Origin of the sequence: Enterococcus hermanniensis (genome assembly GCF_001885945.1) — a bacterium.
GTDB classification, from domain to species: Bacteria; Bacillota; Bacilli; order Lactobacillales; family Enterococcaceae; genus Enterococcus_A; species Enterococcus_A hermanniensis.
The window spans coordinates 1-26,335 of the sequence record NZ_JXKQ01000014.1 but is presented as its reverse complement, the minus strand read 5'-3'; the positions used below and the strand labels follow the sequence as shown (position 1 = coordinate 26,335).

The window sequence follows — 26,335 nt, the reverse complement described above, 5'->3', positions numbered from 1 at the left end:
TATTCATCACAGTCTCAAGATGACAAGAAATAATGCTCCGTGTATTTCCTATAGTTTATCGATTGACGCATAAATATTGTCTACGTTTTTTTGATAAACATCTCTATACTAAATATGTTTTCACATCATTAATGCTTTTTCAATATCCTTAGTTTATCGGGTTGGAAACAAAAAAGCAAGTAAAAAACGAACAAACATTCGCGTTTTTAGATTTTGTTTAGAATTGATCGGCGTAACATATCCAAACCTTTCATTACTGAACTATGTCGAATATATGAACGATCCCGACTAAAATGATTTTCTGTAACTATGGTTGTTTTTCCTCTTTGAGCCAATCCGATAAACACTGTACCTCTAGCTTTTCCTTCTAGTTCATCAGGACCAGCAACACCTGTAAATGATAGGGCAAAATCCGTTTTTGCTAAAACTAAAGCAGATTCAGCCATTGCTTTGGCACAGGCTTCACTAACCACACCTTCACGCTCTAATAAGCCAGAATCAATGCCTAAGAAACTTGCTTTAGTTGCTTTAGAATATGTGACAAAACCTCCGGGAAAAACCTCTGACACACCTGCTATCTTACCTAAAGTCGCTTGAAATTCGCCTGCTGTCAGACTTTCGGCTGCTGTCAGGCTCAAGTTATTTTCTTTTAGCAAATCTACTACGACTTCCACCAAACTATTTTCTTCTCCATAGCCGTAGAAAAATTCCCCCACTTTAGCTAAAATTTCTGACTCTGCTTGATCTAGCAACGCTTTTGCAGAAGCTTCGTCTTCTGTTTTTGCAGTGATTCGTAGCGTTACCTCATTTGGCTTTGCATATGGAGCAATTGTTGGATTCGTTTGATTTTCGATCATATCAGCCAAGTCAGTTACTAATTTTGATTCCCCAATACCAAAGAAACGTAAAACTCTTGAAGTGAGCTTTTCAGTTGTTGGAAATTCTTTTTCTAATAATGGACGTGCTTGTTCAATGAACATTGGTTTTAATTCACTCGGTGGTCCAGGTAACAAAATATAATTGTTTTTTTTCCCTTTATACAAACAACCAATTGCCAGGCCTGTACGGTTAGGTAACGGAATCCCATCTTTCAATGTTTCTATTTGACGTAAATTATTGGGAGTCATCGTCGTTTGACGTTGTGCAAAAAAGGCCTTTAATGCTTCTAATCCTGCTGCATTTTGCACTAACGACACGCCAATATGATCCGCTAAAACATTTTTAGTCAGGTCATCATCCGTAGGCCCTAGTCCCCCACATAAAATGATCAGTTCACTGCGTTGATCGGCTAGTTGAAGCAATTCTTCTAACCGGGCTGGATTGTCCCCAACGACGGTATGAAAATAGACTTCAATCCCCATATCAGCTAATTTTTCTGATAGAAAAGTTGCATTAGTATTTACAACTTGTCCTAACAGTAATTCTGTTCCGACTGCAATAATTTCTGCTTTCATTGAATTCTCTTCTTTCTAAAGATACGCTATTTTTTCAACTATAACAGAAAACCATTGATTTAAGGAATAATTGACTGGCTTATCTTTAGGTAATCATTAAAATTTATCTTCTTAAAAACAAAAAAAGAACGATACTTTTCGTATCGTTCCAACTACTATTACATTGATCCTTTAAAGATCGATGTATTTTTAGCAAAGTAATCATACCCTGAATAAATAGTAAAGAATAAACAAACATACAACATGATTTGATCCATTGGAATACCAATATAATTGAATGGTACATTATTCAAATACAGCAAGATGATTCCAACCATTTGGGTAGCTGTTTTGATTTTTCCAGGCATTGCAGCGGCCATCACACCGCCACCTTGTTCCACAATCAATAAACGCAAGCCCGTCACGGCTAATTCACGACAAACGATAATGGCAATAACCCAAGAAGGTGCTTTTCCTTGTTCTACTAAAATAATAAATGCTGTCATAACCAACATTTTATCTGCTAATGGATCCGCAAATTTCCCAAAATTAGTGACTAGACCACGTGCACGAGCAATTTTCCCATCTAAGTGATCTGTGTAGCTAGCAATCGCAAAAATAAGCGCTCCAACTAATTGTGTTACGGCTAAACTAGTATTTCCTGCTTGGATCGTTCCCCAATCCCAAGGCACTAAGACAACGATCATAAACAATGGAATCATAAAGATTCGCAAGACCGTCAATTTGTTTGGTAAATTCATTGATGGTTCCCCCTATTTCTATTCCCTCGTCTCAAATCTTAAGACGCGTAAGCAATATTCAATGTAACATTTTTTTGTGTCAAAGAATCCGCAGGTTGAAAATCTAATGTTTGATCATTGACCTTCACCTCACCATATTTTGCAATCCCTAAAGTGATGACTGCTTGAGCAGTATCCGCCGGTAATTCAGTAGTCTGTGATTCATTTGCCTGTAAAGTATATTGATAAATCAGTGCATTATTGACTTGAACTCCTACCCAAACACGTTCTTTTCCAGTAAATGTCAACTTCACTGGTTTCTCAGCATGCTCGATTTTCATCGTAGCTGCACTAGTTGCGTTATTTTCCATTGTAATCGACATTTTAGGTTTTTCGGGTTCTTTAGAGGTTTCAGTCGTGGCTGCAGGTTGAGTAGACGATACCTTTTCAACCGATGAAGATGAAACCGCCGAACGTTCAACTTGGACAGAACTATTTTCTGAAATCATCGCTGATGACTGATGGTCCAACCACGTCATATAACCCACTACTGAAATAATCGCTAAAGCAACTAACCCTAAGACGACCATTGGTAAGGTTGCTCTAAATTGAATTTTTTTAGGATCTTCTGCATGTTTATTTTTGCGTAGTTCCCCGACAGTTTCTAATTCAGGATAGGTTTGCTTCGGTTGATCTTTGCCATCTAACACATCGATCAAATGATTCCCATCAAGATTTACCTCATCCGCGTATTGGCGAATAAACGTCCGCAAATAATAATCGCTCGGTAATTCTTGAAAGTCATTTTCTTCAATTGCTAGCAGATAACGCTTCTGAATTTTTGTGCGTTGTTGCAATTCGTCTAAACTGATTGTTTTATCGATACGAGCTTTACGCAACGTTTCTCCAATATTAATACTCGCCACTTGCTTCTCTACTCCTATTTCATTTAATGATCGTAATGTTATTACGTCTAGCTATCTATTTATTCAATCCCTTAACTATTTTCAAAGTAAAAATACGTGATTATTCTAACCAACCACCCGCTACAGGTAAGATAATTCCAGTCGTGTAGCTTGCTTCAGCGGAAAATAAATACGAACATGCTGCTGCAATTTCTGCAGGCTCGGCTAAGCGTCCCACTGGTATCTCAGCCTCTAATTCGGCTATTTCTTGATCAGACCATGTATCATTCATCTTTGTTTGGACAGCGCCCGGAGCGATAACATTTACTGTAATCCCTAATGTTGCCACTTCTTTTGCATAAGCTTTGGCAAAAGCCTCCTGCCCACCTTTGACTGCACTATAGATCGTTTCCATACTGCTTCCACGATGTCCATAAACAGAACCGATAAAGACAACTCGACCATTTTTACTTTGTGCTAATTTTCCTTGCAACCCTTGCAATAAAAGTAAGGGGGTTTTTAGATGGACTTGCCACAATGCATCCATTTGTCTAGATGTTGTTTCTGGCAATAATTCATAAAATGTAAAACCAGAGGCAAACACAATTCCATCTACTTGGAACAATTGGTCCAAAAAATCGGGAACAGTTGCTTCTTCCAACATGTCTAAGGATACCATAAAAAAATCTTGCTGGGGATAACGTTCCTGTAAGTCTGAAACGAAATTTAATACTTTTTGTTCTTGCTGATTATAGTGGCAATACAATGACCACCCTTGGTCCGCTAACTTTTCACAGATTGCCTGCCCAATATCACCACTGGCTCCCATCACTAAAGCATAGGGCATAGCAATTATGCCTCCTTCTCCATATAAAAACGTGTGAAAGCCTCTTCTTTAATCAACTGTCTACCAGCAACTAAAATATCGGTTAATTGGATTTCTTGAATTACTTCTGGCATATCGAATAACGTCCATTCCCCAAATAGCGACTGCGTAAATTGATTGGCAACATATTCTAATGAATTCAAGGATTGGAAATACTTTCCTAACATTTTTTTCTTTAACAAGACCAAATTTTGTTCATTGATCTCTGGATCTGTCTCGAAATTAAGTAAAATTTCAACTAAGCGATCAGCCAATTTTTCAGGTTCTTCGGTATCTCCGCCAAAATCAGCAAAGTAAAATCCGCGATCTAACGAAAAGTCATAGCCAAAACTATCATCCAACAATCCTTCATTATACAAACGCAGATAATTTTGTGAAGTTGAGCCTAACAGCATTTGGAATAATAGATCGGTTGAAAGTTTGAACACCAAGCGTTCTTTGTCCGCTTCTGGTAGTTCAGACACCCCTTTGATACCTACGATAGCTTTCGGAATCATAATCGGCATTTTAGACTCACTTTGTTTGATGATATCCTCCGCACGCTCTTGTGGAAAGCGGCGCTTAATAGGCGCTGGTTGTTCAAAATTCTTCGCTGCTTGATTTTTACGAATAAAAGTCATCAATTCTTCCGGTTGGAGATTTCCCACTACAAAGAATGTCATATTGCTTGGATGATAAAATGTGTTGTAACAGGTATATAGATCTTCAGCCGTAATTTCTGCGATGGATTCAACAGTTCCTGCAATATCGATGTGCAATGGATGGTTCGGATACATATTTTTCAAAATCGCAAAAAATTGTTGCCAACTAGGATCATCTTGATACATTTGAATTTCTTGTCCGATAATCCCTTGTTCTTTTTGAACAGACTCTTGTGTAAAATAAGGCGTTTGAACAAAATCCAATAATGTCGCTAGATTCAACTCTAGTTGATCCGTTGTTGAAAATAAATAACTAGTTCTAGTAAAACTAGTAAATGCATTGGCTGAAGCACCTTGTTCGCCAAATTTTTGAAAAACATCGCCGTCTTCTTTCTCAAACATCTTGTGTTCTAAAAAGTGGGCAATTCCATCTGGTACTTTGATAAATTCGTTCCCACCCCGCGGGATGAATTCATTATCGATTGAACCATAATTTGTACTAAACAAGCCATATGTTTTATGATAGCCGTCTTTAGGTAATAAATAGACGGTCAATCCATTTGGTAGGACTTCGGTATATAACGTTTCATTAATTTGTTGATAGACTAACTTATCCATTTTGTTGGCCTCCGTCTAAAAAGAAGATTGCTTGTAATTGAATATTTTGTGCGACTTTTTGAACCTCTTTCGGCGTCACTGCAGCTAAGCACGCCAGCCACTCATCATCAGTTAATTCACTTTGTGGCAGCCATTGCCCCAGATACGTAGTCTCGATCATATTTTGCATGCTATCTAAACCTAACAAATAATGGTTTTTCAACATGGCTTTTGTTTGTTGGAACGCTAAATCCGTAAAATCTCCGGCTTGTAATTCTTGTAGTTGTTCACGGACTAAACGCAGAACTTTTTCACGATCGCCACTATTGATCCCGGTTTGAACTTGCATGTACCCACGAAAAGTATCAAAAGAACTTGAAGCGTAATAAGCTAAGCTAGCCTTTTCTCTTACATTCATAAAGAGTTTCGAATGTGGAAATCCCCCAAATAATCCGTTAAAAACTAGCAAAGCAAAGCGTTCAACATCTTCATAATAAATATTCGTGGCATACGCTAGATTCAATTTCCCTTGGGTCACACTTTCTTGCATCTGTTGTTCACGAATTACATTGTCACTTGTTTGATGGTAATAAATGGATGGAAAACTAGCGTCACGATCAGTAAATGGTAATTGTTTAAACAACTCAACGATTACACTTTCTTCTACATCACCAATCACAAATAAATCGATTTGGTCTTGTGCCAACATTTCACGATAATACGTTGCTAGACTTTGACTCGTCAGTTGTTCAAGATCTGCTACTGTTCCAAAACTTGGGAGCTGTTGTGCTTCATCGGTAAAATAAGTCTCTTTGATTTTCAATGAAGCTAAGGTTTGCTTATCTTCGTTCAACGACTCAATATAACTTTTTAAATTTTCTTTTTCTAACTGGAAAGTCTGCTCGTCAAAGTGATTTTCTTTAATATTGGGATTGAATACCACTTCTTTAAAAAAATCTAGTGCTGTTGGCAATAGTGTTTCATCATCCACATACTTTCCATTTACTATTCCCAGTCCTACATTCAACCAATGTAAATTTCCCTTACGGCCAACATCGAACCCAAAGCTCGCGCCATACAGTTCTGCTAATTTCCCACTCAATTGACTTTGGTCGGGGTAACGGAAAGAATTTGTTTCCAATAAATTAGCTAACAATGCCCGTTTAGTCATAATTTCCTTGGTTAAACGTGTTGTAAATCGTCCATAAATTTGGATCGTTTTATATTTTTTTGTCGGAATAATATGCAAACGCACACCTGTTTTTAATTCGATCATTGCAAAGCTCCTTATGTTTATTTATATTTTTTCTTATCTCCTTAAAAAAAAAGAGATTCTTTCATGCCAGTATGGCTAATTATATCACAGGTAAGTAGTGAGAACGGGATTCAGAACTACGCTCTAGGCTGTTTTATTTTAAAATTTATTCTTCTTTGGTTATACTGAAAAATAAGAAGGAAAAGAAAGGGGTAATAAGATGATAAAAGAGTTCAAAGAGTTCTTAATGCGTGGTAACGTCATTGATCTTGCCGTTGGTGTAGTTATTGGTACTGCGTTTACTGCTATTGTTACAAATATTGTTAACGGTTTGATCACACCACTTATCGGATTGATCGTTTCTTTATTTACAAAAGGAAAAGATTTAAACGAAGCAATGTCAGTCTTAGATTGGACTCCGGTTAAAGGAGTAACTTTTGCTTTTGGTGATGTCATCAGTGCATTAATTACATTCGTCATTACCGGTTTTGTTCTATTCTTGATTGTTAAAGCCGCGAACAAAGCGAAAGATGCAACAAGTAAAACTGAAGAAGAACCAGAAGTTCCTGTGGCAACAGCTGAAGATTATTTAGCAGATATTCGTGATTTATTAGTTGAACAAAACAAAGCCACTAAAGACACATTCCCAAATGAAGAAAAATAAAAACCATGGAGCAGTTGCTCCATGGTTTTTAAATTACTTCTGATAAAAATTCGATCTCTACTGTACGCGTTAATACATCAGAATAGCTGTATGAAACACGTTCGAAAGAATTCTCTTCTTGGTCCAAATCAACTACAAATACAGAAGGGTATGTCTCGGTCAAGATCCCTTTACGTTGTGTTTGGCGCTTGCGTCCCGTTTGAGCTACAAGCATGATCGGAGTACCAATACGATCTTCCAAGTTTTTCTTGATAGTCGCTAAAGTTGTTGGCATACAGTTCACCTCAACATATATTATAGCACAAACACAAAATATTTTCAATGTATCATAAGATAAAAAAAAATGCAAATATCGAACAAACGCCTAACAAGAATCCGCTTTCATTTAGTTATTCGATTGATAAAGTATTCGTTTCAACTTGTTTTTCGTACGATTGATCGCATTACGGACTACTTTTTCAGATTCCGCTAAGCGAAGAGCAATATCTTTGGGTTCTTCACCTCGCAAATAATAATGTAATGCCAACGTTTCCAAAGTAGATAATGCCAGTGTATCGTTAGATAATAATTCACAAATATATAGATTTTCTTCTATTTGCTCCTGATATTGAAACTGTTCGCTAAAACTATCCTGTCCTACTTTTTCAATGGATACGGCGTGCTGCTGAGCTAATCTCTTTTGAGCTTGTTGGCGGCGTAGTAAGGAACGGATACGATTTTCGAAAATCATTTTATAATACAAACCAAATGTTGTACCTCGGCCTTTTTGATAGCTTTGCATTGCATCATTCAGGGCAATTCGTCCTTCTTGCAGCCAATCATCAAAATCATAATCACGAATCAAATAACGAGATTGCATCTTATAAACTACCGGCAAATACTTACTGAACATCGCTTCAAACTCATCATCAAATTTTTTTGAGCTTTCTGGTTTTTCCATTCAAAACACTCCCCTCAACAACTACAGCATACACGCTAATAGCATTGAGAGGAGCGACAAAAAACGACTTATTTTTTTCGGCTTAATTCGTCCATTTTTTGGGACAATTTTTGCAATTGCTCATTATCCCATGGAGAATTTCGACGAAAATTTTCAAATCGCGTATCTTCTGTATCCCCTGTAATTACTGCCTCTGTTTGTTGAACAGATTTGTATAATTCACGAGCAGAAGTGCGTAACGCTCCTTGAGAAAAAATCGTCCATTGTTCAGCAAGATCACTGGTAGCTACCGTTACTTGGGTCAAACGATCGGTCAACTCACGAGCGATCCGCTCAATATAACTGTCAGCCGTTTCGTCTTCTTTAGTAAAAACAACCGTCAACTGATATTTTTTATAACTTTGAGTAATACCAGGAACAAACTGAGCATCAAAAACAATGATTGTTTCCAATCCTTGATATTTAGCATAATTCGATAGACGAAACAATAAAGCTTCTCGTGCTTCTTCTAATCGGTCTTGATTTTTTAGTAAAGTGAGTTCTGGCCAAGCCCCGATCATATTGTATCCATCAACGATCAACAGCTGTTTTTTCATTACAACTCACTTCGCTTCCGAAAAACCTCATACATTAATAAACCAGCGGCTACTCCAGCATTTAAACTTTGAACATGTCCAGTCATCGGAACCGTCAACATTTCATCGACGTCCTTTTTAAGACCCGCACTCATACCTTTGCCTTCATTTCCAATGATTAAAGCGATCGGTCCAGAAACTTTCCATTGACGGTAATCAGTTCCTTCCATATCCGTTCCAAATACCCAATAGCCAGCTTCTTTTAATTGTTTAATACTTTGAGCTAAGTTCGTAACCCGAGCAATCGGTACATATTCTACAGCACCAGTTGATGCTTTCGTTACTACCGGTGTGATACCTACCGAGCGATGTTTTGGAATAATTACACCTGAAACACCACTAGCATCTGCTGTTCGTAAAATCGAACCAAAGTTATGTGGATCTTCTAGACTATCTAAAATTAATAAAAATGGGGCTTCAACTTCAGCAGTCTTTGTTAATAAATCATCCAATGTTAAATATTCATATGGTGTAATACCCAAAACGATTCCTTGGTGAACACCACCATCGCTTAGTGTATCTAATTTTTGTTTTGGCACCCATTTTACAGGAACAGCTTGTTCTTTAGCTAAATTTTTTAGTTGATCGATTTTGTCACCGTGTGCATCTTCTTGTAAAAATAATTTATTTCCCCGACTTGCTTGTAACGCTTCAACCGTTGCATGATGACCGAAGACAAAATTATTTTCTTCTGATTCAACTATTTCGACTTCTTCTTTTTTACGCCGATCTTTCGGTCGATCATTTTTTCTTTGATTACGACGATCATTTCCGCGCCATTGTTTTTTATCCCTCATTTGTTTCGCCTGCTTTCTCTAAACACCACACGATCAATTCTTCTAACCGTTCTTTTCGTTCCAATAAATGTAAATATCCCATCAAGGCTTCAAAACCTGTAGACATACGATAAGTCATGATATCGGTATTTTTAGCCGATGTATAACTTTTAGCATTACGTCCACGTCGATAGATCCCTTGTTCTTCTTCTGTCAGCATATCTTCTTCCAACATTTTTTGAATCAGCATTGCTTGCGCTTTAGCTGAAACATAATGTGTTGCCATATGATGTAATTTATTAGGGCGTGTTTGTCCTTCACGTACGAGATGGTCTCGGACATAGGTTTCATAGATTGCATCGCCAACGTAGGCTAATGCTAATGCATTTAATTGTTTATAATCTGCCATTATGCTCGTCTCCAACGGACACCCTGTGGGGTATCTTCTAATATAATTCCTTGCTCTTTCAATTGATCGCGAATCTCATCGCTACGCGCAAAATTTTTATCTTTTCTTGCTTGAATGCGTTCTTCAATCAATTGATCAACTTCTTCATCCAATAAACCGGCCGCTTGAAATTCAATACCAAATACAGTCAGCATCTTAGTAAATTCTGCGAGCGCTTCTGTTAAAACTGCTTCAGAGACTTGCACTTGTTCGTTATAGTGGTTCAACCATTTTGCTACTTCATAGACGACAGTGATCCCGTTAGCTGCATTAAAATCATCATCCATTTCTTCAATAAAGCGGTCTTTCAATTCACGTAATTCAATCAACTTCTCAGCATCATTCGCCAAACTTGCTTCCGCATTTGATTGACGGAAAAGCGCATTTTCAAATGCTGTACGTAATTTCTGAAGATTCGCTTGTGCATCTTTCATCGTCGCTTCACTATAGCGGATTGGGCGCCGGTATTGGGTCGTAGCCATAAAGAAACGCAAAATTTGCGGATCAATTTCTTTAACTATATCGTGAACTGTAACGAAATTACCTAGGGATTTACTCATCTTTACATCGTCTTCACCAATTGTTACATACCCATTATGCATCCAATAATTAGCAAAATGCTTCCCTGTCTTTGCTTCACTTTGAGCAATTTCATTTTCGTGATGTGGAAATTCTAAATCTTGTCCACCACCATGGATATCAATCGTTTCTCCCAAATGTTTTGTTGCCATTACAGAACATTCAATATGCCAACCTGGGCGTCCAGCACCCCAAGGGGATTTCCAAGAGATTTCTCCTGGTTTCGCACTTTTCCAAAGAGCAAAATCTAAGGGGTCTTCTTTGATTGCTTGTTCCGCCCCTGTTCGTTGGCTAGCACCGATTTCTAGCTCATCAACTGATTGATCACTCAATTCACCGTAATGTTCAAATTTTCGTGTACGATAATAGACATCGCCTTGTGCTTCATAGGCAAATTCTTTATCTATCAATACTTGGATAAATTCAATAATATCAGGAATATGATCCATGACACGCGGATGCAAGGTTGCTGGTTTTACATTTAATGCAGCAGTATCTTTTTCAAATGCTGCAATAAATCGATCGGCTACTTCAGGCGCCGTGACTGATAACTCTTTTGCTGCTTTAATAATCTTGTCATCAACATCAGTAAAATTCGAGACATAGTTGACTTCATAACCACGATATTCAAAATAGCGCCGGATCACATCAAACGCAATCGAACTACGCGCATTCCCGATATGGATATAATTATAAACAGTCGGACCACAAACATACATCCGGACTTTGTTTTCTTCAATTGGTGTGAAAGTTTCTTTTTCACGTGTCAAGGTATTGTGTATTTTAATCATGTTGGACCTTCTCTCCTTTTAATTTTACTATTTGTGCTGGAATCCCCACCGCTGTAGTATCCGCTGGAATATTATTCAAAACGACTGCACCTGCACCTATTTTTGCTCGTGCACCTATTTCGATCGGACCTAAAATCTGTACGTTCGCTGAGATAAAAGCTCCTTGCCGAACAGTCGGATGACGTTTACCAGTGTCTTTCCCGGTCCCGCCTAGAGTGACTCCATGAAACATCACCACATCACGTTCGATTTCTGCCGTTTCACCGATTACGACACCCATGCCATGATCAATAAAGACTCCTGAGGCAATCTTGGCTCCAGGATGAATTTCGATACCTGTCAAAAATCGCCAAAATTGGGCATGTATCCGTGCCAATACATATCGTTTATGTCGATAAAGAAAGTGCGAAACCTGATGGAAAAACAAGGCATGAACTCCCGGATAGGTCAATACTACTTCAACGCCTGAGCGAACGGCTGGATCATTTCGTTTTGCTGCGGTGATTGCTTCTCGCCACCATCCCATTTTCTCAACTCCTTCTATGTGGTCAATACAGTTTTCATTCTGTATTATGATTGATCTTTTGCAACATTTCTATGTAAAGCATAACTGACAGCTACTTCATTTCAAAACAATCCAAACATCAGCTTCTTGTTTATTACGTTTATAAACATAAAAAAGCGTCTTTTGAGTTTCCCCAAAAGACGCTTGAACGTGGTCCCACTTTTGTTTGCATTCCTGCCTTTGACATACAGGTAACGTCTGTGATCCGTCTTCAGCTACCTATCGCTAAAGCCACTCCGAGATGCATTTCGCAAGTTTTGATTTGACTGCTTTCACCAATGACAGCCTCTCTGTAAAATCTTTCCTTGTTACTTCTTCTCTTCTTTGTGTTTATTTTACTTGATCGATATGTGATAAAGCTTTTTCTTTTCCTAACAATTCAACTGTTTCTGGTAATTCAGGTCCGTGAGTCACACCACTTACGGCTACGCGAATCGGCATCCATAAGTTTTTCCCTTTAACGCCCGTTTCTTTTTGAACTACTTTGATTGCTGCTAAAACACTGGCTGCATCAACGGTCTCCATCGCTGCTAATTGAGCTTGGAAGGCTGCTAATACAGTCGGTACTGTTTTACCAGCTAAAACTTCTTTGGCTGCGTCATCAAGTTCTAATTTATCTTGGAAAAACAAGCTAGAAACTTCAGTGATTTCAGCGGCATAGCTCATTTGTGGTTGATATAAGCTGACAACACGTTTCAACCATTCTTTACGTTCAGGTGTTGGATTTTCTTCGACTTTACCAGCCTTGATTAAATAAGGCAAGCATAATTCAGTCAATTTATCTAAATCCATGGCTTTGATGTAATGATTGTTCACCCATTCTAATTTCTTTTGATCAAATGCAGCAGGTGACTTACTCAAACGATCTGTATCGAATATTTTAATCAATTCTTCTTGAGAAAAGATTTCTTCTTCTCCGACTGGAGACCAACCTAATAGTGTAATAAAGTTGAACATCGCTTCTGGTAAGTAACCCAATTCACGGTATTGCTCAATAAATTGTAGAATACTTTCATCACGTTTACTTAGTTTTTTACCTGTTTCACTGTTGATAATCAATGTCATATGACCAAACGTTGGACGTTTCCAACCAAATGCATCATAAATCATCAATTGTTTTGGTGTATTGGCGATATGATCATCGCCGCGTAATACATGCGTAATTTTCATCAAATGGTCATCTACGGCTACCGCAAAATTATATGTTGGCATACCATCACGTTTTTGAATGATATAATCACCACCGATGTTATCAGACTCAAAGCTGATTTCACCTTTGACCATATCATCAAACGCAAAACTTGTATTGCGTGGAACACGGAAACGAATCACAGGTTCTAAACCTTGCGCCTCTTTTTCAGCTTGTTGTTCTGGTGTTAAATGTGCACATTTACCAGAATAGTGTGGCATTTCCCCACGCGCGCGTTGGGCTTCGCGTTCAGCTTCTAGTTCTTCAGAAGTACAATAACATTTATAGGCCAAATTGCTAGCAAGTAATTGATCAATCAATGGTTGGTAGATTTCACGACGTTCTGATTGACGGTAAGGACCGTATTCACCAGGATTTTCTGGAGACTCATCCCAGTCAAGACCTAACCATGCCAAATTCTCTAACTGACTCTTTTCACCATCTTCAATGTTTCTTTTTAAATCCGTATCCTCGATTCGAATAATAAATTCTCCACCGTGATGACGGGCAAATAGATAGTTAAACAATGCAGTACGGGCATTCCCGATGTGTAAGTGTCCAGTTGGACTTGGTGCGTAACGCACACGAATTTTTGACATATTTAGCTCCTCTTTCAACTTTTTTTAGTTCAAGAATCAAGTTCTTTACAGACTAAAGTTTACATTCAAACCGCTATTTAGTAAAGCTGTAGTATTATTTAGTTTCTTTTGTTTGATCATAATCTAATTTTTTTTCTGGTGAATCATCTTTGATATTCCGACTTGAGTGTGCGGGTTTCGCAAAAATCATTCTTCCTGCCGCAGTTTGTAAAGCACTTGTCACTACAACTTCGATATGTTCATTCATATAATGTTGACCATCTTCTACTACGACCATCGTGCCATCGTCTAGATAAGCGACCCCTTGTTGCCGCTCAGTTCCGGCTTTTACTAATAAGACATTCATTGTTTCACCAGGGATAACCACGGGTTTCACCGCATTAGCCAAGGCATTGATATTTAACACTGCAACATTTTGAAATTCGGAAACTTTGTTTAAGTTGTAATCATTGGTCACGATCACACCATCTAGTAATTTCGCTAATTTGATCAATTTGCTGTCGACTTCACTGATATCTTCAAAATCGCCATCATACATTTCAACCGAGATGCCATCTTCTTTTTGTAGCGAATTTAAAATATCTAATCCCCGGCGGCCACGAACACGTTTTAGACTATCCCCAGAGTCTGCAATGTATTGCAATTCATACAAAACAAAATTCGGAATCATCAAGACACCCTCTAAAAAACCTGATTTGGCAATATCATAGATTCGTCCATCAATAATAACGCTCGTATCTAAAATTTTGTATTTGTGAAAATGATCATCGGCTTTACGTTCTAATACTTCGCCTTCATTCGTTTCAGCTTTCTTATTACGACCACCAAAGAATTTTTTTAATTCATCGATTCGGGTCGTACCCATTCGAAACCCTAAGTAGCCTAACAACGCCATAATCAATATCGGTAATCCACTATTGATGAATGGAACTGGTACGCGATATAACGGCGACGTCCCGATCAAACCTAGTGTTAATCCTAAGATTGCACCTACTACTCCAAAGACAATATACGTCAAACTAAATTCATTCAATTGTTTTTCAAGTTTTTTTACTCCAGCTGTGATTGGTCCCACGATCGCCAAAGAAATAATATAAAAAATAATTGCACCAATTAGGCCATCGGTAACTGAATTGTTCAACCACATGTTATCTGCATAACCAATTGCGAGCCATGCCATTGGTAAAAAGGTAATACCTAAACTAATACCAATTAATACTATGATTACTGTTAACACACGTTTTTGCATGCCATCCCTCCTCAAATTGAGCTTAATTAAAATAAAGGGGTGTCAGAATCACTCTGACACATCCGCTTACTAACGAAATACTTTTCTTAGTGTTTCTCCTAAAGTGGCCACAGGCACCAATTCAATTTCTTTTGGTGGGGTCCAATCGCCCATATTATTTTTAGGCAGATACACTTTTTTAAACCCTAATTTGCTCGCTTCTTTCACGCGCTGTTCAATACTACTGACTCGTCGAATTTCACCCGTCAAACCAATTTCACCAATAAAGCACTCGGTGGCTTCCGTGCCATTTTCTTTATAGCTTGAAGCAATCGCAACAGCCACTGCTAAGTCGATTGCTGGTTCATTTAGTTTTACACCACCCGCCGCTTTCAAATAGGCATCTTGGTTTTGCAAAAGTAGGCCAGCCCGTTTTTCTAGAACAGCCATGATCAATGATACGCGGTTAAAATCTAAACCAGTCGTTGTACGCTTAGCATTGCCGAAAGCAGTCGGTGTCACCAAAGCTTGGACTTCAACTAAAATGGGCCGACTTCCTTCCATTGCTACCACGATGGCAGATCCCGTTGCACCTTCTAAACGTTCTTCTAAAAAGACCTGTGATGGATTAGCGACTTCGACTAACCCACCTTCACGCATTTCAAAAATACCAAGTTCATTCGTTGATCCAAAACGATTCTTTACCGCCCGTAAAATACGGAAACTATGATGTTTTTCTCCTTCAAAATACAAAACGGTATCTACCATATGTTCCAACATCCTTGGTCCTGCGATATTTCCTTCTTTGGTGACGTGCCCTACAATAAAAATCGCGATACCATTCGTTTTTGCCAATTTTAGTAATTCAGCCGTCGTTTCTCTCACTTGACTGACTGAGCCAGCCACACTTGAGATATCTGGTTGGGTCATTGTTTGAATCGAATCGATAATTACGTAATCAGGTTTTAAATTTTCGATTGTTCGGCTGATTTCACCCATATCCGTCTCCGCATACAAATAAAAATCATTGTCACTAGAACCTAGGCGTTCTGCCCGTAATTTGATTTGTTGGGCACTTTCTTCTCCTGATACATACAGTACTTCTCCGCCAGTTGCTGCTAATTGGTGAGAAACTTGCAATAACAGCGTTGATTTTCCGATTCCAGGATCGCCCCCAATCAATACTAATGAGCCCGGGACGACACCACCGCCTAAAACACGATTCAATTCCGTCAGTTGAGTCTTGACACGTGTTTCTTTTTTAAAGACGACATCTTTCAACTTGGTCGGTTGTGCCCGCTCGCCCGTTAGACTGACGCGATTGCGTCGGTCTTCCGTATTTTGCTCGACCTCTTCCACCATCGTATTCCAATTACCACAATTAGGACAGCGCCCTAAATATTTAGGTGAAACGTAGCCGCACTCTTGACAGATAAATTGCGATTTGGTTTTTTTTGCCAAAATTTTCGCCTCACTCGTTGATTTAAATTATTGTTTTCCGGATGAACCAAAACCACCAGTACGTTCGGTATCTGCTTGGTCATTATCAGCTTTTAGGAACGGCAAGAAAATTCCTTGACCGATACGTTCACCCTTTTTAATCGTTACATCTGTTAAACCAAAATTTGAAAATTGAAACATGATGTGACCTTCGTTATCAGGATTATTGTAATAATCGCTGTCAATCACACCAATACCATTACTTAACGTGATAAAACGTTTCAAAGGATTGCTTGAGCGATTCGCTAATTGTAAATACTCATCTGCCGCCATGTATGCTTTGATTCCTGTTGGAACTAAAACAGGCTTCAAAACTTTCTCAGTCATTTCTTCACCTTTAGTAAAGTGTTGGATTACTTGTTTCCAAACAGCCGGGATAACAATATCTGCTGCTGCTTCAAAATCATATCCGGCTGCATTTTTGGTTGCTCGTCTAGGTAAATTGATCGCCTGTTCTTTATATGCTGCAACTACTTCAAAGCCTCTTCTTTTCATAACAAACTCCTTTAGGATCTTTTGTAAAACATATAGTTATTTTACCATAGAGCGATGGGCTATTTAAAAAGCTTTTGAGAAAACTCTAGGTAAATTTAATGAATTTTTCGAGGTTCGCTATTAATTTTCACTGCTTCTAGCGTTTAGTGTAGGCAAGCGGTTGATATAGATTTCGATTCGTTTCGCATAAGATGGTTTTTGTTCATAAATACTGATTTCTTCTTTCAGCATTTTCAAGTTGTCTGTTACGATTCCATTAACATTTAAAGCAATCATTCGATCCATCCCATCTTTACTATTGACTGTCCAGGCATAGACTCCTTTGTGCTCCCGGTGTGCCTGTTGAATAAAATCACTTGTCAATGTCGTCTCTTCCATCGTATAAGCATTCGCTGGCGTTTGTGGGAATACTAAATTATACGGCAATACATAACTAACATACAACTTAGGCGCCTTTTTCTTTAGTTCTTTTACGACATCATAATCCAATGAATGGATCTTATGATGATATTGTAAAATCATTGCTTGATATTTTTGGATGAAATTATCGATCATCTCTTTTGAATCCGCTGAGGTGACCTTAATTTCGATCAATAATTTTTGTTGATGGCGATTTGCAAAAGCCACATAATCATCAAAACTGGCGACAGAGGCAACGTGACCATTTTCAGTTGCATATAAATCTTGTAATTCAACTAAGGTCAAGTCATGCGTTGTCTTATTAACTCCCGTTAGTTTTTTCAAATTAATGTCATGCATTACCACAAACTGATGATCTTTTGTTTCTTGAATATCCATTTCGATATAATCAGGCTTTTCTTTAATCGTAGATGCCATTGCTGGAATTGTATTTTGGACCCCGTTCCCATTATCTACCCCACGATGGGAAATCGTTAATGGTTTTGAATCGCTGACACCAGCTAAATATAAAACATTGTTAAAAAGAAGTGAGCCGCCAAAAATAACACATATGATTCCTGCTACTAGTCTTGTCCAAAAACTAGGATGGATCATCTGTAAAGGACGCTCTCCACTAATAATCAATGGATGAAATTTTTGGACTAAAATACTAAAATAGAGGACTGTCGCCCAAGCCAACATTAACTGGCTAAAAAATTGGATACTTGTCAATGTGACCATTGCTCCAACCGCTGGAATCGGACGGGGAAACAGGTCTAAAATGGATTGAAAGATATAGCTAATACCATATCCGACATAGGAAACACCGGTTAAAATTAGCGTTAAGATAAAAATACGCCAAGCATAATGCCAAAAACGACGATGTGTTAATGCCAGACTTTTAGTGATTGCTTGTTTTGGCCGTTCATTTGAAAAAATCATCTGAGGTAAAACAAACAGCAAGCGAATCCCTACATACCAAACCAGCAGTGAGCCCACCGATAATAAAAGTGAAATCCACATATTTTCATTTAAGTAATCAATGATAAATACCGGAATTGTTACTTTACTCAAAAGCGGCGTTCGAAAAATAGCATTAGCAAACGGTAGAATCATCAAGAAGTAAAATAAAAAAAAGACAAATGTCATCGGACGCAATTTCCGCATTTGATAAATTGATTGTTTTAATATTTTCCACAAAGAGTCCTCACTTTTAGTTTGGATGCTTCGTATCCCAAACAATTGAAACGTGAATTGTAAAAATATCAAGGCAAAAATCAAGGCTAACAAAAATAGTAAGGCAATCAATACTGCTGGGTGTTTGGTTAAAATCGTTAAAATATTCGTATTAGAAACATAAGGAATATCTCCTCGCTGTAAGATGAAGGCGGTTAAAAATTGGAAAATCGGAATCACTATAATTTCTAATACAATATTGGTCCCAACAATTAACAAAATATAGCTTCCCCAATGACGTAAAAATTCCCGTGAATAAGTAAAGAAAAAGCGCAATGAAGACATCGCTAACACCTTCCTTCAAAAGTAGATGAATAAAAATCGGACACAAAAATTACGTGTCCGATTGGGTTTGTCGTTTTTTATCGTATTCTGGATCAAATTCGTCAGTTTCAATGTAAATATAGGCCTTTTTATCTGGTAGTGCTCTACGGATAACTCGCTCGATGTCATTGACTACATCATAGCTTACCCCTTCATAGGCGTCTACAATATCTATTTTAGCCGCAATCATGACCTCCGTTGGGCCTAAGTGGACCGTTTTGATATCGATCACTTTCTTAACTTCATTTCGTTTGAACGCATCTTTGATTTTTTCTAAATCGACTTTAGACACACTCTCACCAATAATCAAACTATAAAACTCACGTGCCAAAAAGATTGAAGCGAACAATAGCATCATCCCGATAAAGAGTCCACTTAAAGCGTCAAAGACCGGATTTCCAGTAACCATTGTTAAAATCGTTCCAATGATTGCCAAAACCAAACCGATGACAGCACAGAAATCTTCAGTAAAAATAATCAAAATTTCACTATGGCGACTTTCTTTCAAAAATTTGAACAATGGCAAGTTTTCTGTATTCAATTCGTGGATCTCTTTAATTGCGATCCGTAATGAACTGCCTTCAATCAAAATCCCAAAAACTAAAATCCCCAATACGATCAATGGGTTGGTAACTTCATGACTGGGATGAAATAACTTTTCGACTGCTTCCCAAATCCCCAAAGCACCACCACCAAAAAACAACATGGTCGCGACAATCGTACTGAAAAAATATTTTGCTCGGCCTTCACCAAATTGATGCAACTCACTCTGACCACGTGCTGCTTGACGGTCACCAAATAATAATAAAATTTGGTTGCTGCAATCTACCACACTATGAATACTCTCATTCATCATCGCGGCACTTCCGCTGACCATGAAACCGACAAACTTACTGACTGCAACTAATAAATTAGCAAAAAGGGCTGCTATTACTGCAGTTGATCCTTTTGTTTTTTTCTCTTCCATTCCATTTCACCTGCTTCCTAATCATCCTTATTATAAAACAGATTCTTTAAATCATGAAAGTAAATCTCTCAAGCAAATCATTCGTCAGCAGTTAACATTTATGAAAAAATTGATTAACTACAGATTGGAGGGTTCATCATGCGTCTTTGGCACGAAACATTGATTCCTTTGTTACCCCGTCAGCAATTATTGGGACAGCATCGCGAAGCTGCCGCCTTAAGAGGAAAGGGCTGGGGGAAAAAACACGCAACGGTCGATTATGTTTTTACTCACCCCTACTATAAATTATTTCAATTTCACTTGTTAGTCCTTGAGGAAATGACCCGTCGAGGTTATTCACCTAATCCCTTATGGTTTGATCCACTTTATCGTGGAAAGCGCCTCGACCCTTTAACCAAAATCACTGTTCAGCCCGTCACCACGCCACTTTATCCTGAACATAACGACGCTTATTTAGAAGAGTGTCTCTTGAATTTAGCCCAAAAAGGTATCATTCTATCGTTAGCTTAATAATAAATGATTTCTTTGGTTCAGCCCCAATCATCACAATGTCATGGGACAACAAAAAACATCTAAGGGATGATATCCAATATATGAATATCGATTCCGATGATTTTTTTATGTTGATAGAACCTATACAGGTGTTTTTCTAGGCTATTACTTGAACAAGAAACAGGTTTTGCTTAAAGCCCCATGTATCTTTCTAGCTTATCCTAAAACCCTATTCTTTTAGTTCAATAAAATAGCCTTCAGAGATACTTCTAAAGACGGATGACGGAGTAAATAAAACTGCTATAATTCAATCAATGACTGTTTTAAATGATTAAGGGGTGAAAAAATGGAAAGAAAACAATATGTTTGTGAAAAATGTGGGAACCAGCAATATGTCTCAGATCAATTTCAAGCAACTGGTGGAAATTTTGCCAAAATATTTGATGTCCAAAATAAAAAATTTACGACAATCAGCTGTACACGTTGCGGCTATACCGAACTTTATCGTAGCCAAAACTCTAATGGCTGGGATATCTTGGACTTCCTAATGGGTGGCGGATAAACGTGTTGGGACAAAAGTCGTGCAGGTTCTTTATAAAAATTGTCGAAGAACCTTGACTTGTCCCAATCGCTTGATTAATTAAATAGTTGACTAATACGACACTATTTCCTAAAGATGTTGGCCGCGGTCCTAGAGTTTTAAAAGTACTGGCTCTGATCTCCTAGTATCAGCTAGTAAGTGAACTTTACTGCTAATTAGTTAGATTATCTAACAATTACTTATTTTTCAAAATAGCCTGTCCAAGTAATACCATCAGGCTCGGCTCGGCCACCAACAAATTCTTTTTTTGTTATTTTGTGAACGAAGGGTAGCTCTTCTGTCAAGTCGTCTTTCATTTCAGCATAAGTTGCATATGTTACCGCATCCAATTCATTGAGATTTCTATTCGTAAAAAAGTCCGATCGATGCTCAACAGCTGATACTTTCGTAAAATCAGACGCTTCATTGTCTTCATCACTTCTTACTTGGACAAACAAAAAAGAGGCTAACACTATAGCTGTCAAGACAACGATTACTCCACTCTTGTTTCTCATGGCATCCTCCAAAAATTATTTTATTACTTTTAGTATGCCATATCCTAAAATATTTTCACATAAAAAGGTTAACAAGTTATTTTTTTTATTATTTAAAAAATAAAAACAACAAAAAAAGACTGGAAATCAAAATTGATTTCCAGTCTTTTTCTTAGTCAAACTCTTCATATTCGTTTGGATCTTGACCATCGATTCGTCCATCTGGTTTTTCTAATTGATTGATTGCGTCAATTTCAGCTTTTGTAAGTTCGAAATCGAAAATGGCCAAATTATCTCGTTGATGCTTTAAATTTCTTGATTTAGGAATTGGAATTATTTCCCGTTCGTAATGCCAACGTAAAATAATTTGAGCCGGGGTTTTATCATATTTTTCAGCCAATTCTATAATCGCTTTTTCTTTTAATGCATCACTGCCACGCCCCAAGGGACTCCACGCTTCAGTAATGATTCCGCGTTTTTTATTTTCTGCTAGCATTCGCTCTTGAACCCAGTAAGGGTGGATTTCGATTTGATTAACAGCTGGTGTAATTCCCGTCTCCTCAATGATCTTATCTAAATGTTCTGGTTCAAAATTCGATACACCGATCGAGCGAATCAAACCAAGATTTTTTGCAGTTACAAGTGCTTTCCAAGCCTCGACATATAATCCCCGTTTAGGTAGTGGCCAATGAATCAAATACAAATCAAAATAATCTAATCCCATTCGGAACAAAGATTCTTGAATCATCATCAAAGCGTCCTCGTAATGATGATACTTTCCGGGTAGTTTTGTCGTTACAAAAAATTCAGAACGAGGAATTCCCGAGCGACGAATCGCCTCTCCAACGATTCCTTCACTGTCATAGTTCGTCGATGTATCCAATAAACGATAGCCATCTTGGATTGCAGTTAACACTTGATCCACTCCTTGTCCTCCACGGATTTGGAACGTACCTAGACCAATCGTTGGGAACTGATGACCGTCATTCAATAGTATCAATGGTGCTTTCATCATTAAATTCCTCCTTCTTTTTTTCCTGTTTCGTTATCAACCATACCACCAAGCTCTTTGTCTTGTTAAATAGTCTGCTCAATCAATCCATAAATTATTTCTAAAATCGGCAGAAAAATCTTGCAGAAACAGGTATACTACCAATAGAAGCTAAACAGAGGAGAAGTTTATAATGGATTCAATTATTTGTCTTTTATTAGGAATGATTTTTGCAAATGGCATTCCTCATTTCACTAAAGGAATCACCGCTGAACATTGGGATGTTCCTTGGAAAAAACCAGCTTCGGCACCGACAAACGTTCTATGGGGCGTTGTCAATTGGTTGGTCGTTGTAATAATCTATGCCTTGATCAAACCTGAAATTAATAGTTTTGATGCCGCGTGTTTCTTCATTGGTATGGGAATCACAGGTTATTTTTTAGCCTTGCATTGGTCAGAAAAAGATTCCGTCAATTAATATCTATAATGTTAAATTGTTTTGTTTCGATAAGTGTTAGTAGTGATGCTGATCAATATTTTTTGGTTTTTAAATTTGTTCAGTAATCGCTGCAACTTTAGAATACAAAAAGTTAATTTTTCAATATTTTTAGATTTAGACGTTGTCGATGTGGCCGATGTGAAAAAGTTAAGTGAATTTACATTCCACTATTTTTAGATTTAGACATCATTTCTGTTGTAGACTTTTGTAGCGTCAGCTCGATTTACATTCCACTATTTTTAGATTTAGACCTTGCCGAAAGTTAAAACACCACGAGGTTCGATTGATTTACATTCCACTATTTTTAGATTTAGACCTAGAAGAACATCTATTAAAAGATGGTTCAACAGTATTTACATTCCACTATTTTTAGATTTAGACAATAACTTCTTTGATCAGTTCAATATTGATTTTGATATTTACATTCCACTATTTGTAGATTTAGACATCGCCGCACTTGGGTTCATGTTGGCCAAAATGCATTTACATTCCACTATTTTTAGATTTAGACATTTTGCAATGTGTATTCAAATGGATCAATTTGTTATTTACATTCCACTATTTTTAGATTTAGACCGAAAAAATCAGCGGATTCGTTGAACACTTCCGGAATTTACATTCCACTATTTTTAGATTTAGACGAAGATAAGAAGCTGCATAGTATAAAGTAGCTCCTATTTACATTCCACTATTTTTAGATTTAGACTTGAAGTGACACTAGGATTAAAACACAATTTTAGTAGATTTACATTCCACTATTTTTAGATTTAGACCTTATTTTGTATCCACGTACGGCCCATTTGATAATTATTTACATTCCACTATTTTTAGATTTAGACGTGGTCTTGAAACAATAGCTTCAATCATGAAAACGAATTTACATTCCACTATTTTTAGATTTAGACAGATGCAGCTCCTTGACTAGATACGCCGTTAGCGTTATTTACATTCCACTATTTTTAGATTTAGACTGTTCAAATGCCTATCAAACAAGAAGGCATTAATTAATTTACATTCCACTATTTTTAGATTTAGACTCCACAACTATTATACATTGAAACGATGGGCTTTTTTAACCCATTTCTGTCGAACTCAAAAGTTCGACTTCTTTTTCCAACTTAGATAACATCGCATACCAAAAATATTCCTTTAATCATCACTTTCTTTCTCATCTGTCGTAACCAAGGTTTTTGCTAGTTATCTCCTATCGACAGATGAAAAATTTAAAAGAAATTTGAAACTAGTTCTGTCCCATCGATTCCGATGTATTCTTTCTTCAACCATTTTTTATTTGAATTTTTGAAGATTAAGATTGAATCCAGATCTTCACGAACATATTCTTTTAACTCCTGTTCTAATTTAGCCAGTTTTGCAGGCGTGATTTCCCCTTCAAAAACAGACTTTTGAACATGGCTCAAATATTTTTTACAAATTTTGAATACTCGATTCAAGACTCGAGCGCCTTTGTCTTCTAAAGAAATGTCATAAACAAGAATCACATACACTATTCTCACCACCAAATTTTAAAAGGTTCATACTCTTTATCATCCATCAAATGTTTGATCAATTTGTAGCATTCTAAACGCATTAATTTTCGATAAGATACATTTCTTTTGAGCTCTCGATGACGAATCGTTTTATTTAATCGCTCATCAAATTGACGTAATACTTTTTGCTGTCCAGTCTGTTTCAAATAATTTCCATTTGATCCATTTTCAAAGTCTTTTTCAGTGATAATCTTTTTATTGATCAAAGAAAAAATCAATCGATCCACAATCAATGGTTTAAAAATCTCTGCGATATCCAAGGATAAAGAAAATCTTCGCTCAGAATTACTATGAAGATAACTGATTGTTGAATTGAGCTGACTAACATAAATTTCTGATAGACACGCGCTATAGGTCAACATATTTAAATAAGAAATCAACGTGTTCACTATATTATCTGGCGGTCGACGTACCCGCATCTTAAATTCTACTTCATCGTTAAAGATAGTTTCCCAAGCACTATAATAGATTTGATGAATATTCCCTTCTAATCCCATCAGTTCCTCTACTTCATTCGTGCGCGGAATTCGTTTTCTGACAGCCTCAATATCAGCGATTTGCTTTTCAATTTCTTTTCCTCTGCGACGATAGTATTGCAAATTGCGTAAACAATTCGCTGTTGCGCCATCCACAAATTTTCTTGCTAAAATGATTCGCTTTTCCTCGTCCATAGAATGGCAGACTTGTTGTACCAGCAACTTGCCAGAAACATTCTTCTCTCTAGGGTAAAAAGTTCCAGTGTAATAACCGTAATAGTTGAAAAAATGAACAGGAATTTTCATTTCGGAGAGATAGTTTAAACATTTCGTATTCGTCGTAACTTCACCGAACAAATAAATATCCCGTGTCATTTCGGTCTTTAAATCTTTTTTACGACCATCAGCTGTTTCCATGCGGATGACATTATCTTTTCGGCTCAATGTTCCGCTAGAATATAAATAGTAGCTTTCGATTTTTTCCACCTCCTAGATAAAACAATAGTCATAATAAGCACATTTCGGACAGATTTTCTTTTTTTCAACTTTTGGCGAATCATTTTGAGTAACAATCATTTTAATTGATTCGATAATTCGCTCTAATTCGTTGATTTCTTTCTCATCTAAGGTGACTTCTATTCGCTCTCTAAGTTTCGGATAATCTATATAGCCCTTTTCTACGGAAACACCCCTCTTTTGCAAATAGTACAAGTAATATCTCAATTGCCAGATTGCGGCGGGTTCAATGGCTCGTGTTTTTTTGACTTCATGCAGAACTTTCCAATCTTCAAGAAAATCAATATTGATCGTTCCATCCAACATGATCTGTTTGCGTTTACCCTTATAACTGCTAGTATCCAATAATTTACCTAGCTGGACATTCTCGTTTTCTTCTTCATATTGAAGACCATGAGAAAACAGCCAAAGCTTTCTTTGGCAGACAAAATAGTAATTGATCATATTTCCAGTAATCTTCATTATAGTCACCTAGAAGAATCTGTTTTCTTCCTTGCCTTTCAATACTTGGAAGCCTACGTTGCTCGAATACTCTCCTTCAACAAAAAAGACTTGATCATAACGACCGATTTGTTCGCAACGAATTTGATCTTGTTTGTAACATTTCATAAACAGCCATTCAGGAATCGACATCATATAATTTTCCAATTCTGACTTGATTTTACGTTTATACATTTGAGGATTATGGTGTCCACGCGCTTTTAACTCTTTATTCGTTAGAGGAATGATCTCCATATATTCATCGATTTGTTCTGAATTATTATTATAAACACTCTCTGGAATGATATTTCGACTTTGAATATTTCGGAAGAGTTCTCTGACTTTTTTAGAAGATATCCCGTCATCTTCAGTTGCTGAAAGCCACCGCAACATATCCACTATTTGGTTATAATATTTTGTTTCTTTCATATTTTCTGTTGTATACGTGTCAAGGGTCACAAAAAAATG

At 37.3% G+C, this 26,335-nt stretch carries 29 protein-coding genes, 1 CRISPR repeat array and 1 other annotated feature; of the genes, 4 read left to right on the top strand and 25 right to left on the bottom strand.

Annotation, left to right across the window (positions count from 1 at the left end):
* Window positions 1–206: 206 nt before the first annotated feature.
* The 6 genes from RV04_RS11665 to yfmF form a co-directional block, all read right to left on the bottom strand.
* Entirely contained in the window at window positions 207–1,454 is a 1,248-nt protein-coding gene (locus RV04_RS11665; RefSeq protein ID WP_071858643.1) for a competence/damage-inducible protein A, read from the bottom strand.
* A 158-nt stretch (window positions 1,455–1,612) separates the two neighbouring features.
* Window positions 1,613–2,194 (bottom strand): CDP-diacylglycerol--glycerol-3-phosphate 3-phosphatidyltransferase, encoded by a 582-nt coding sequence (gene pgsA / locus RV04_RS11660; RefSeq protein WP_071858642.1) that lies wholly within the window; start codon window positions 2,192–2,194, stop codon window positions 1,613–1,615.
* Window positions 2,195–2,232: 38 nt separating this feature from the next.
* Complete coding sequence (locus RV04_RS11655; RefSeq protein WP_071858641.1) at window positions 2,233–3,099, bottom strand: RodZ domain-containing protein; 867 nt, start codon at window positions 3,097–3,099, stop codon at window positions 2,233–2,235.
* A 100-nt stretch (window positions 3,100–3,199) separates the two neighbouring features.
* Window positions 3,200–3,925 (bottom strand): elongation factor P 5-aminopentanone reductase, encoded by a 726-nt coding sequence (gene ymfI / locus RV04_RS11650; RefSeq protein WP_071858640.1) that lies wholly within the window; start codon window positions 3,923–3,925, stop codon window positions 3,200–3,202.
* Between the two features lie 5 nt (window positions 3,926–3,930).
* Window positions 3,931–5,223: an EF-P 5-aminopentanol modification-associated protein YfmH gene (yfmH, locus tag RV04_RS11645; RefSeq protein WP_071858639.1), complete on the bottom strand. Its 1,293-nt coding sequence runs from the start codon at window positions 5,221–5,223 to the stop codon at window positions 3,931–3,933.
* Window positions 5,216–6,478 (bottom strand): EF-P 5-aminopentanol modification-associated protein YfmF, encoded by a 1,263-nt coding sequence (gene yfmF / locus RV04_RS11640; protein ID WP_071858638.1) that lies wholly within the window; start codon window positions 6,476–6,478, stop codon window positions 5,216–5,218. The genes yfmH and yfmF overlap by 8 nt, the downstream gene beginning before the upstream one ends.
* A 199-nt stretch (window positions 6,479–6,677) precedes the next feature.
* Here yfmF and mscL point away from each other — a divergent pair, with 199 nt between their 5' ends.
* Complete coding sequence (gene mscL / locus RV04_RS11635; RefSeq protein ID WP_071858637.1) at window positions 6,678–7,121, top strand: large conductance mechanosensitive channel protein MscL; 444 nt, start codon at window positions 6,678–6,680, stop codon at window positions 7,119–7,121.
* A gap of 28 nt (window positions 7,122–7,149) precedes the next feature.
* Here the strand turns inward: mscL and RV04_RS11630 are convergent, their stop codons facing one another.
* From RV04_RS11630 to RV04_RS11570, 13 genes are all read right to left on the bottom strand, one after another.
* The gene (locus tag RV04_RS11630) at window positions 7,150–7,395 is read right to left on the bottom strand and encodes a Veg family protein (protein WP_071858636.1); all 246 of its coding nucleotides are present in this window, start codon (window positions 7,393–7,395) and stop codon (window positions 7,150–7,152) included.
* 111 nt (window positions 7,396–7,506) lie between these two features.
* Window positions 7,507–8,061 (bottom strand): sigma-70 family RNA polymerase sigma factor, encoded by a 555-nt coding sequence (locus RV04_RS11625; protein WP_071858635.1) that lies wholly within the window; start codon window positions 8,059–8,061, stop codon window positions 7,507–7,509.
* A gap of 68 nt (window positions 8,062–8,129) precedes the next feature.
* Window positions 8,130–8,657 (bottom strand): NYN domain-containing protein, encoded by a 528-nt coding sequence (locus tag RV04_RS11620; RefSeq protein ID WP_071858634.1) that lies wholly within the window; start codon window positions 8,655–8,657, stop codon window positions 8,130–8,132.
* Window positions 8,657–9,493: a 23S rRNA (guanosine(2251)-2'-O)-methyltransferase RlmB gene (gene rlmB, locus RV04_RS11615; RefSeq protein ID WP_071858633.1), complete on the bottom strand. Its 837-nt coding sequence runs from the start codon at window positions 9,491–9,493 to the stop codon at window positions 8,657–8,659. Before rlmB ends, RV04_RS11620 begins: the two co-directional genes overlap by 1 nt.
* Window positions 9,483–9,881: a Mini-ribonuclease 3 gene (locus RV04_RS11610; protein WP_071858632.1), complete on the bottom strand. Its 399-nt coding sequence runs from the start codon at window positions 9,879–9,881 to the stop codon at window positions 9,483–9,485. The genes rlmB and RV04_RS11610 overlap by 11 nt, the downstream gene beginning before the upstream one ends.
* Window positions 9,881–11,290 (bottom strand): cysteine--tRNA ligase, encoded by a 1,410-nt coding sequence (gene cysS, locus RV04_RS11605; protein ID WP_071858631.1) that lies wholly within the window; start codon window positions 11,288–11,290, stop codon window positions 9,881–9,883. Before cysS ends, RV04_RS11610 begins: the two co-directional genes overlap by 1 nt.
* On the bottom strand, window positions 11,283–11,816 hold the full coding sequence (gene epsC, locus RV04_RS11600; protein ID WP_071858630.1) for a serine O-acetyltransferase EpsC: 534 nt from the start codon (window positions 11,814–11,816) through the stop codon (window positions 11,283–11,285). The genes cysS and epsC overlap by 8 nt, the downstream gene beginning before the upstream one ends.
* A 172-nt stretch (window positions 11,817–11,988) precedes the next feature.
* Window positions 11,989–12,189, bottom strand: a binding site (T-box leader).
* A complete protein-coding gene (gene gltX / locus RV04_RS11595) occupies window positions 12,186–13,643 on the bottom strand; it encodes a glutamate--tRNA ligase (RefSeq protein WP_071858629.1) in 1,458 nt (485 codons plus the stop codon). Its footprint overlaps the feature before it by 4 nt.
* 94 nt (window positions 13,644–13,737) lie before the next feature.
* Window positions 13,738–14,892: a PIN/TRAM domain-containing protein gene (locus tag RV04_RS11590; RefSeq protein ID WP_071858628.1), complete on the bottom strand. Its 1,155-nt coding sequence runs from the start codon at window positions 14,890–14,892 to the stop codon at window positions 13,738–13,740.
* Window positions 14,893–14,961: 69 nt separating this feature from the next.
* The gene (radA, locus tag RV04_RS11585) at window positions 14,962–16,332 is read right to left on the bottom strand and encodes a DNA repair protein RadA (RefSeq protein ID WP_071858627.1); all 1,371 of its coding nucleotides are present in this window, start codon (window positions 16,330–16,332) and stop codon (window positions 14,962–14,964) included.
* Between the two features lie 27 nt (window positions 16,333–16,359).
* Window positions 16,360–16,866, bottom strand: a complete 507-nt coding sequence (locus RV04_RS11580) for a dCTP deaminase/dUTPase family protein (RefSeq protein WP_071858626.1) — start codon at window positions 16,864–16,866, stop codon at window positions 16,360–16,362.
* Between the two features lie 120 nt (window positions 16,867–16,986).
* Window positions 16,987–18,786 (bottom strand): glycerophosphoryl diester phosphodiesterase membrane domain-containing protein, encoded by a 1,800-nt coding sequence (locus RV04_RS11575; protein WP_071858625.1) that lies wholly within the window; start codon window positions 18,784–18,786, stop codon window positions 16,987–16,989.
* A gap of 49 nt (window positions 18,787–18,835) precedes the next feature.
* The gene (locus tag RV04_RS11570) at window positions 18,836–19,792 is read right to left on the bottom strand and encodes a cation diffusion facilitator family transporter (RefSeq protein WP_071858624.1); all 957 of its coding nucleotides are present in this window, start codon (window positions 19,790–19,792) and stop codon (window positions 18,836–18,838) included.
* Between the two features lie 138 nt (window positions 19,793–19,930).
* Between RV04_RS11570 and RV04_RS11565 the strand changes: the two genes are divergently transcribed.
* Together RV04_RS11565 and RV04_RS11560 are read left to right on the top strand one after the other, a co-directional pair.
* Window positions 19,931–20,302: a TIGR02328 family protein gene (locus tag RV04_RS11565; protein ID WP_071858623.1), complete on the top strand. Its 372-nt coding sequence runs from the start codon at window positions 19,931–19,933 to the stop codon at window positions 20,300–20,302.
* A gap of 328 nt (window positions 20,303–20,630) precedes the next feature.
* Window positions 20,631–20,846: a zinc ribbon domain-containing protein gene (locus RV04_RS11560; RefSeq protein WP_071858622.1), complete on the top strand. Its 216-nt coding sequence runs from the start codon at window positions 20,631–20,633 to the stop codon at window positions 20,844–20,846.
* A 218-nt stretch (window positions 20,847–21,064) separates the two neighbouring features.
* Here RV04_RS11560 and RV04_RS11555 read toward each other — a convergent pair whose 3' ends face one another.
* A complete protein-coding gene (locus tag RV04_RS11555) occupies window positions 21,065–21,379 on the bottom strand; it encodes a hypothetical protein (RefSeq protein ID WP_071858621.1) in 315 nt (104 codons plus the stop codon).
* A gap of 151 nt (window positions 21,380–21,530) precedes the next feature.
* Window positions 21,531–22,370, bottom strand: a complete 840-nt coding sequence (locus RV04_RS11550; RefSeq protein ID WP_071858653.1) for an aldo/keto reductase — start codon at window positions 22,368–22,370, stop codon at window positions 21,531–21,533.
* Window positions 22,371–22,542: 172 nt separating this feature from the next.
* On the opposite strand from RV04_RS11550, the gene RV04_RS11545 reads away from it, so the two are divergent.
* On the top strand, window positions 22,543–22,827 hold the full coding sequence (locus RV04_RS11545; protein WP_071858620.1) for a hypothetical protein: 285 nt from the start codon (window positions 22,543–22,545) through the stop codon (window positions 22,825–22,827).
* A 111-nt stretch (window positions 22,828–22,938) separates the two neighbouring features.
* Window positions 22,939–23,885: a CRISPR direct-repeat array (repeat unit 30 nt; unit sequence ATTTACATTCCACTATTTTTAGATTTAGAC).
* Between the two features lie 186 nt (window positions 23,886–24,071).
* Here the strand turns inward: RV04_RS11545 and cas2 are convergent.
* The 4 genes from cas2 to RV04_RS13280 all read right to left on the bottom strand — a co-directional run.
* Window positions 24,072–24,353, bottom strand: a complete 282-nt coding sequence (gene cas2 / locus RV04_RS11540; RefSeq protein ID WP_071858619.1) for a CRISPR-associated endonuclease Cas2 — start codon at window positions 24,351–24,353, stop codon at window positions 24,072–24,074.
* 5 nt (window positions 24,354–24,358) lie between these two features.
* Entirely contained in the window at window positions 24,359–25,357 is a 999-nt protein-coding gene (cas1b, locus tag RV04_RS11535; protein ID WP_245791090.1) for a type I-B CRISPR-associated endonuclease Cas1b, read from the bottom strand.
* Between the two features lie 3 nt (window positions 25,358–25,360).
* A complete protein-coding gene (gene cas4, locus RV04_RS11530) occupies window positions 25,361–25,849 on the bottom strand; it encodes a CRISPR-associated protein Cas4 (protein ID WP_071858618.1) in 489 nt (162 codons plus the stop codon).
* Between the two features lie 9 nt (window positions 25,850–25,858).
* A partial coding sequence (locus RV04_RS13280; RefSeq protein ID WP_211271198.1) for a hypothetical protein occupies window positions 25,859–26,335 on the bottom strand: 477 nt, incomplete at its 5' end.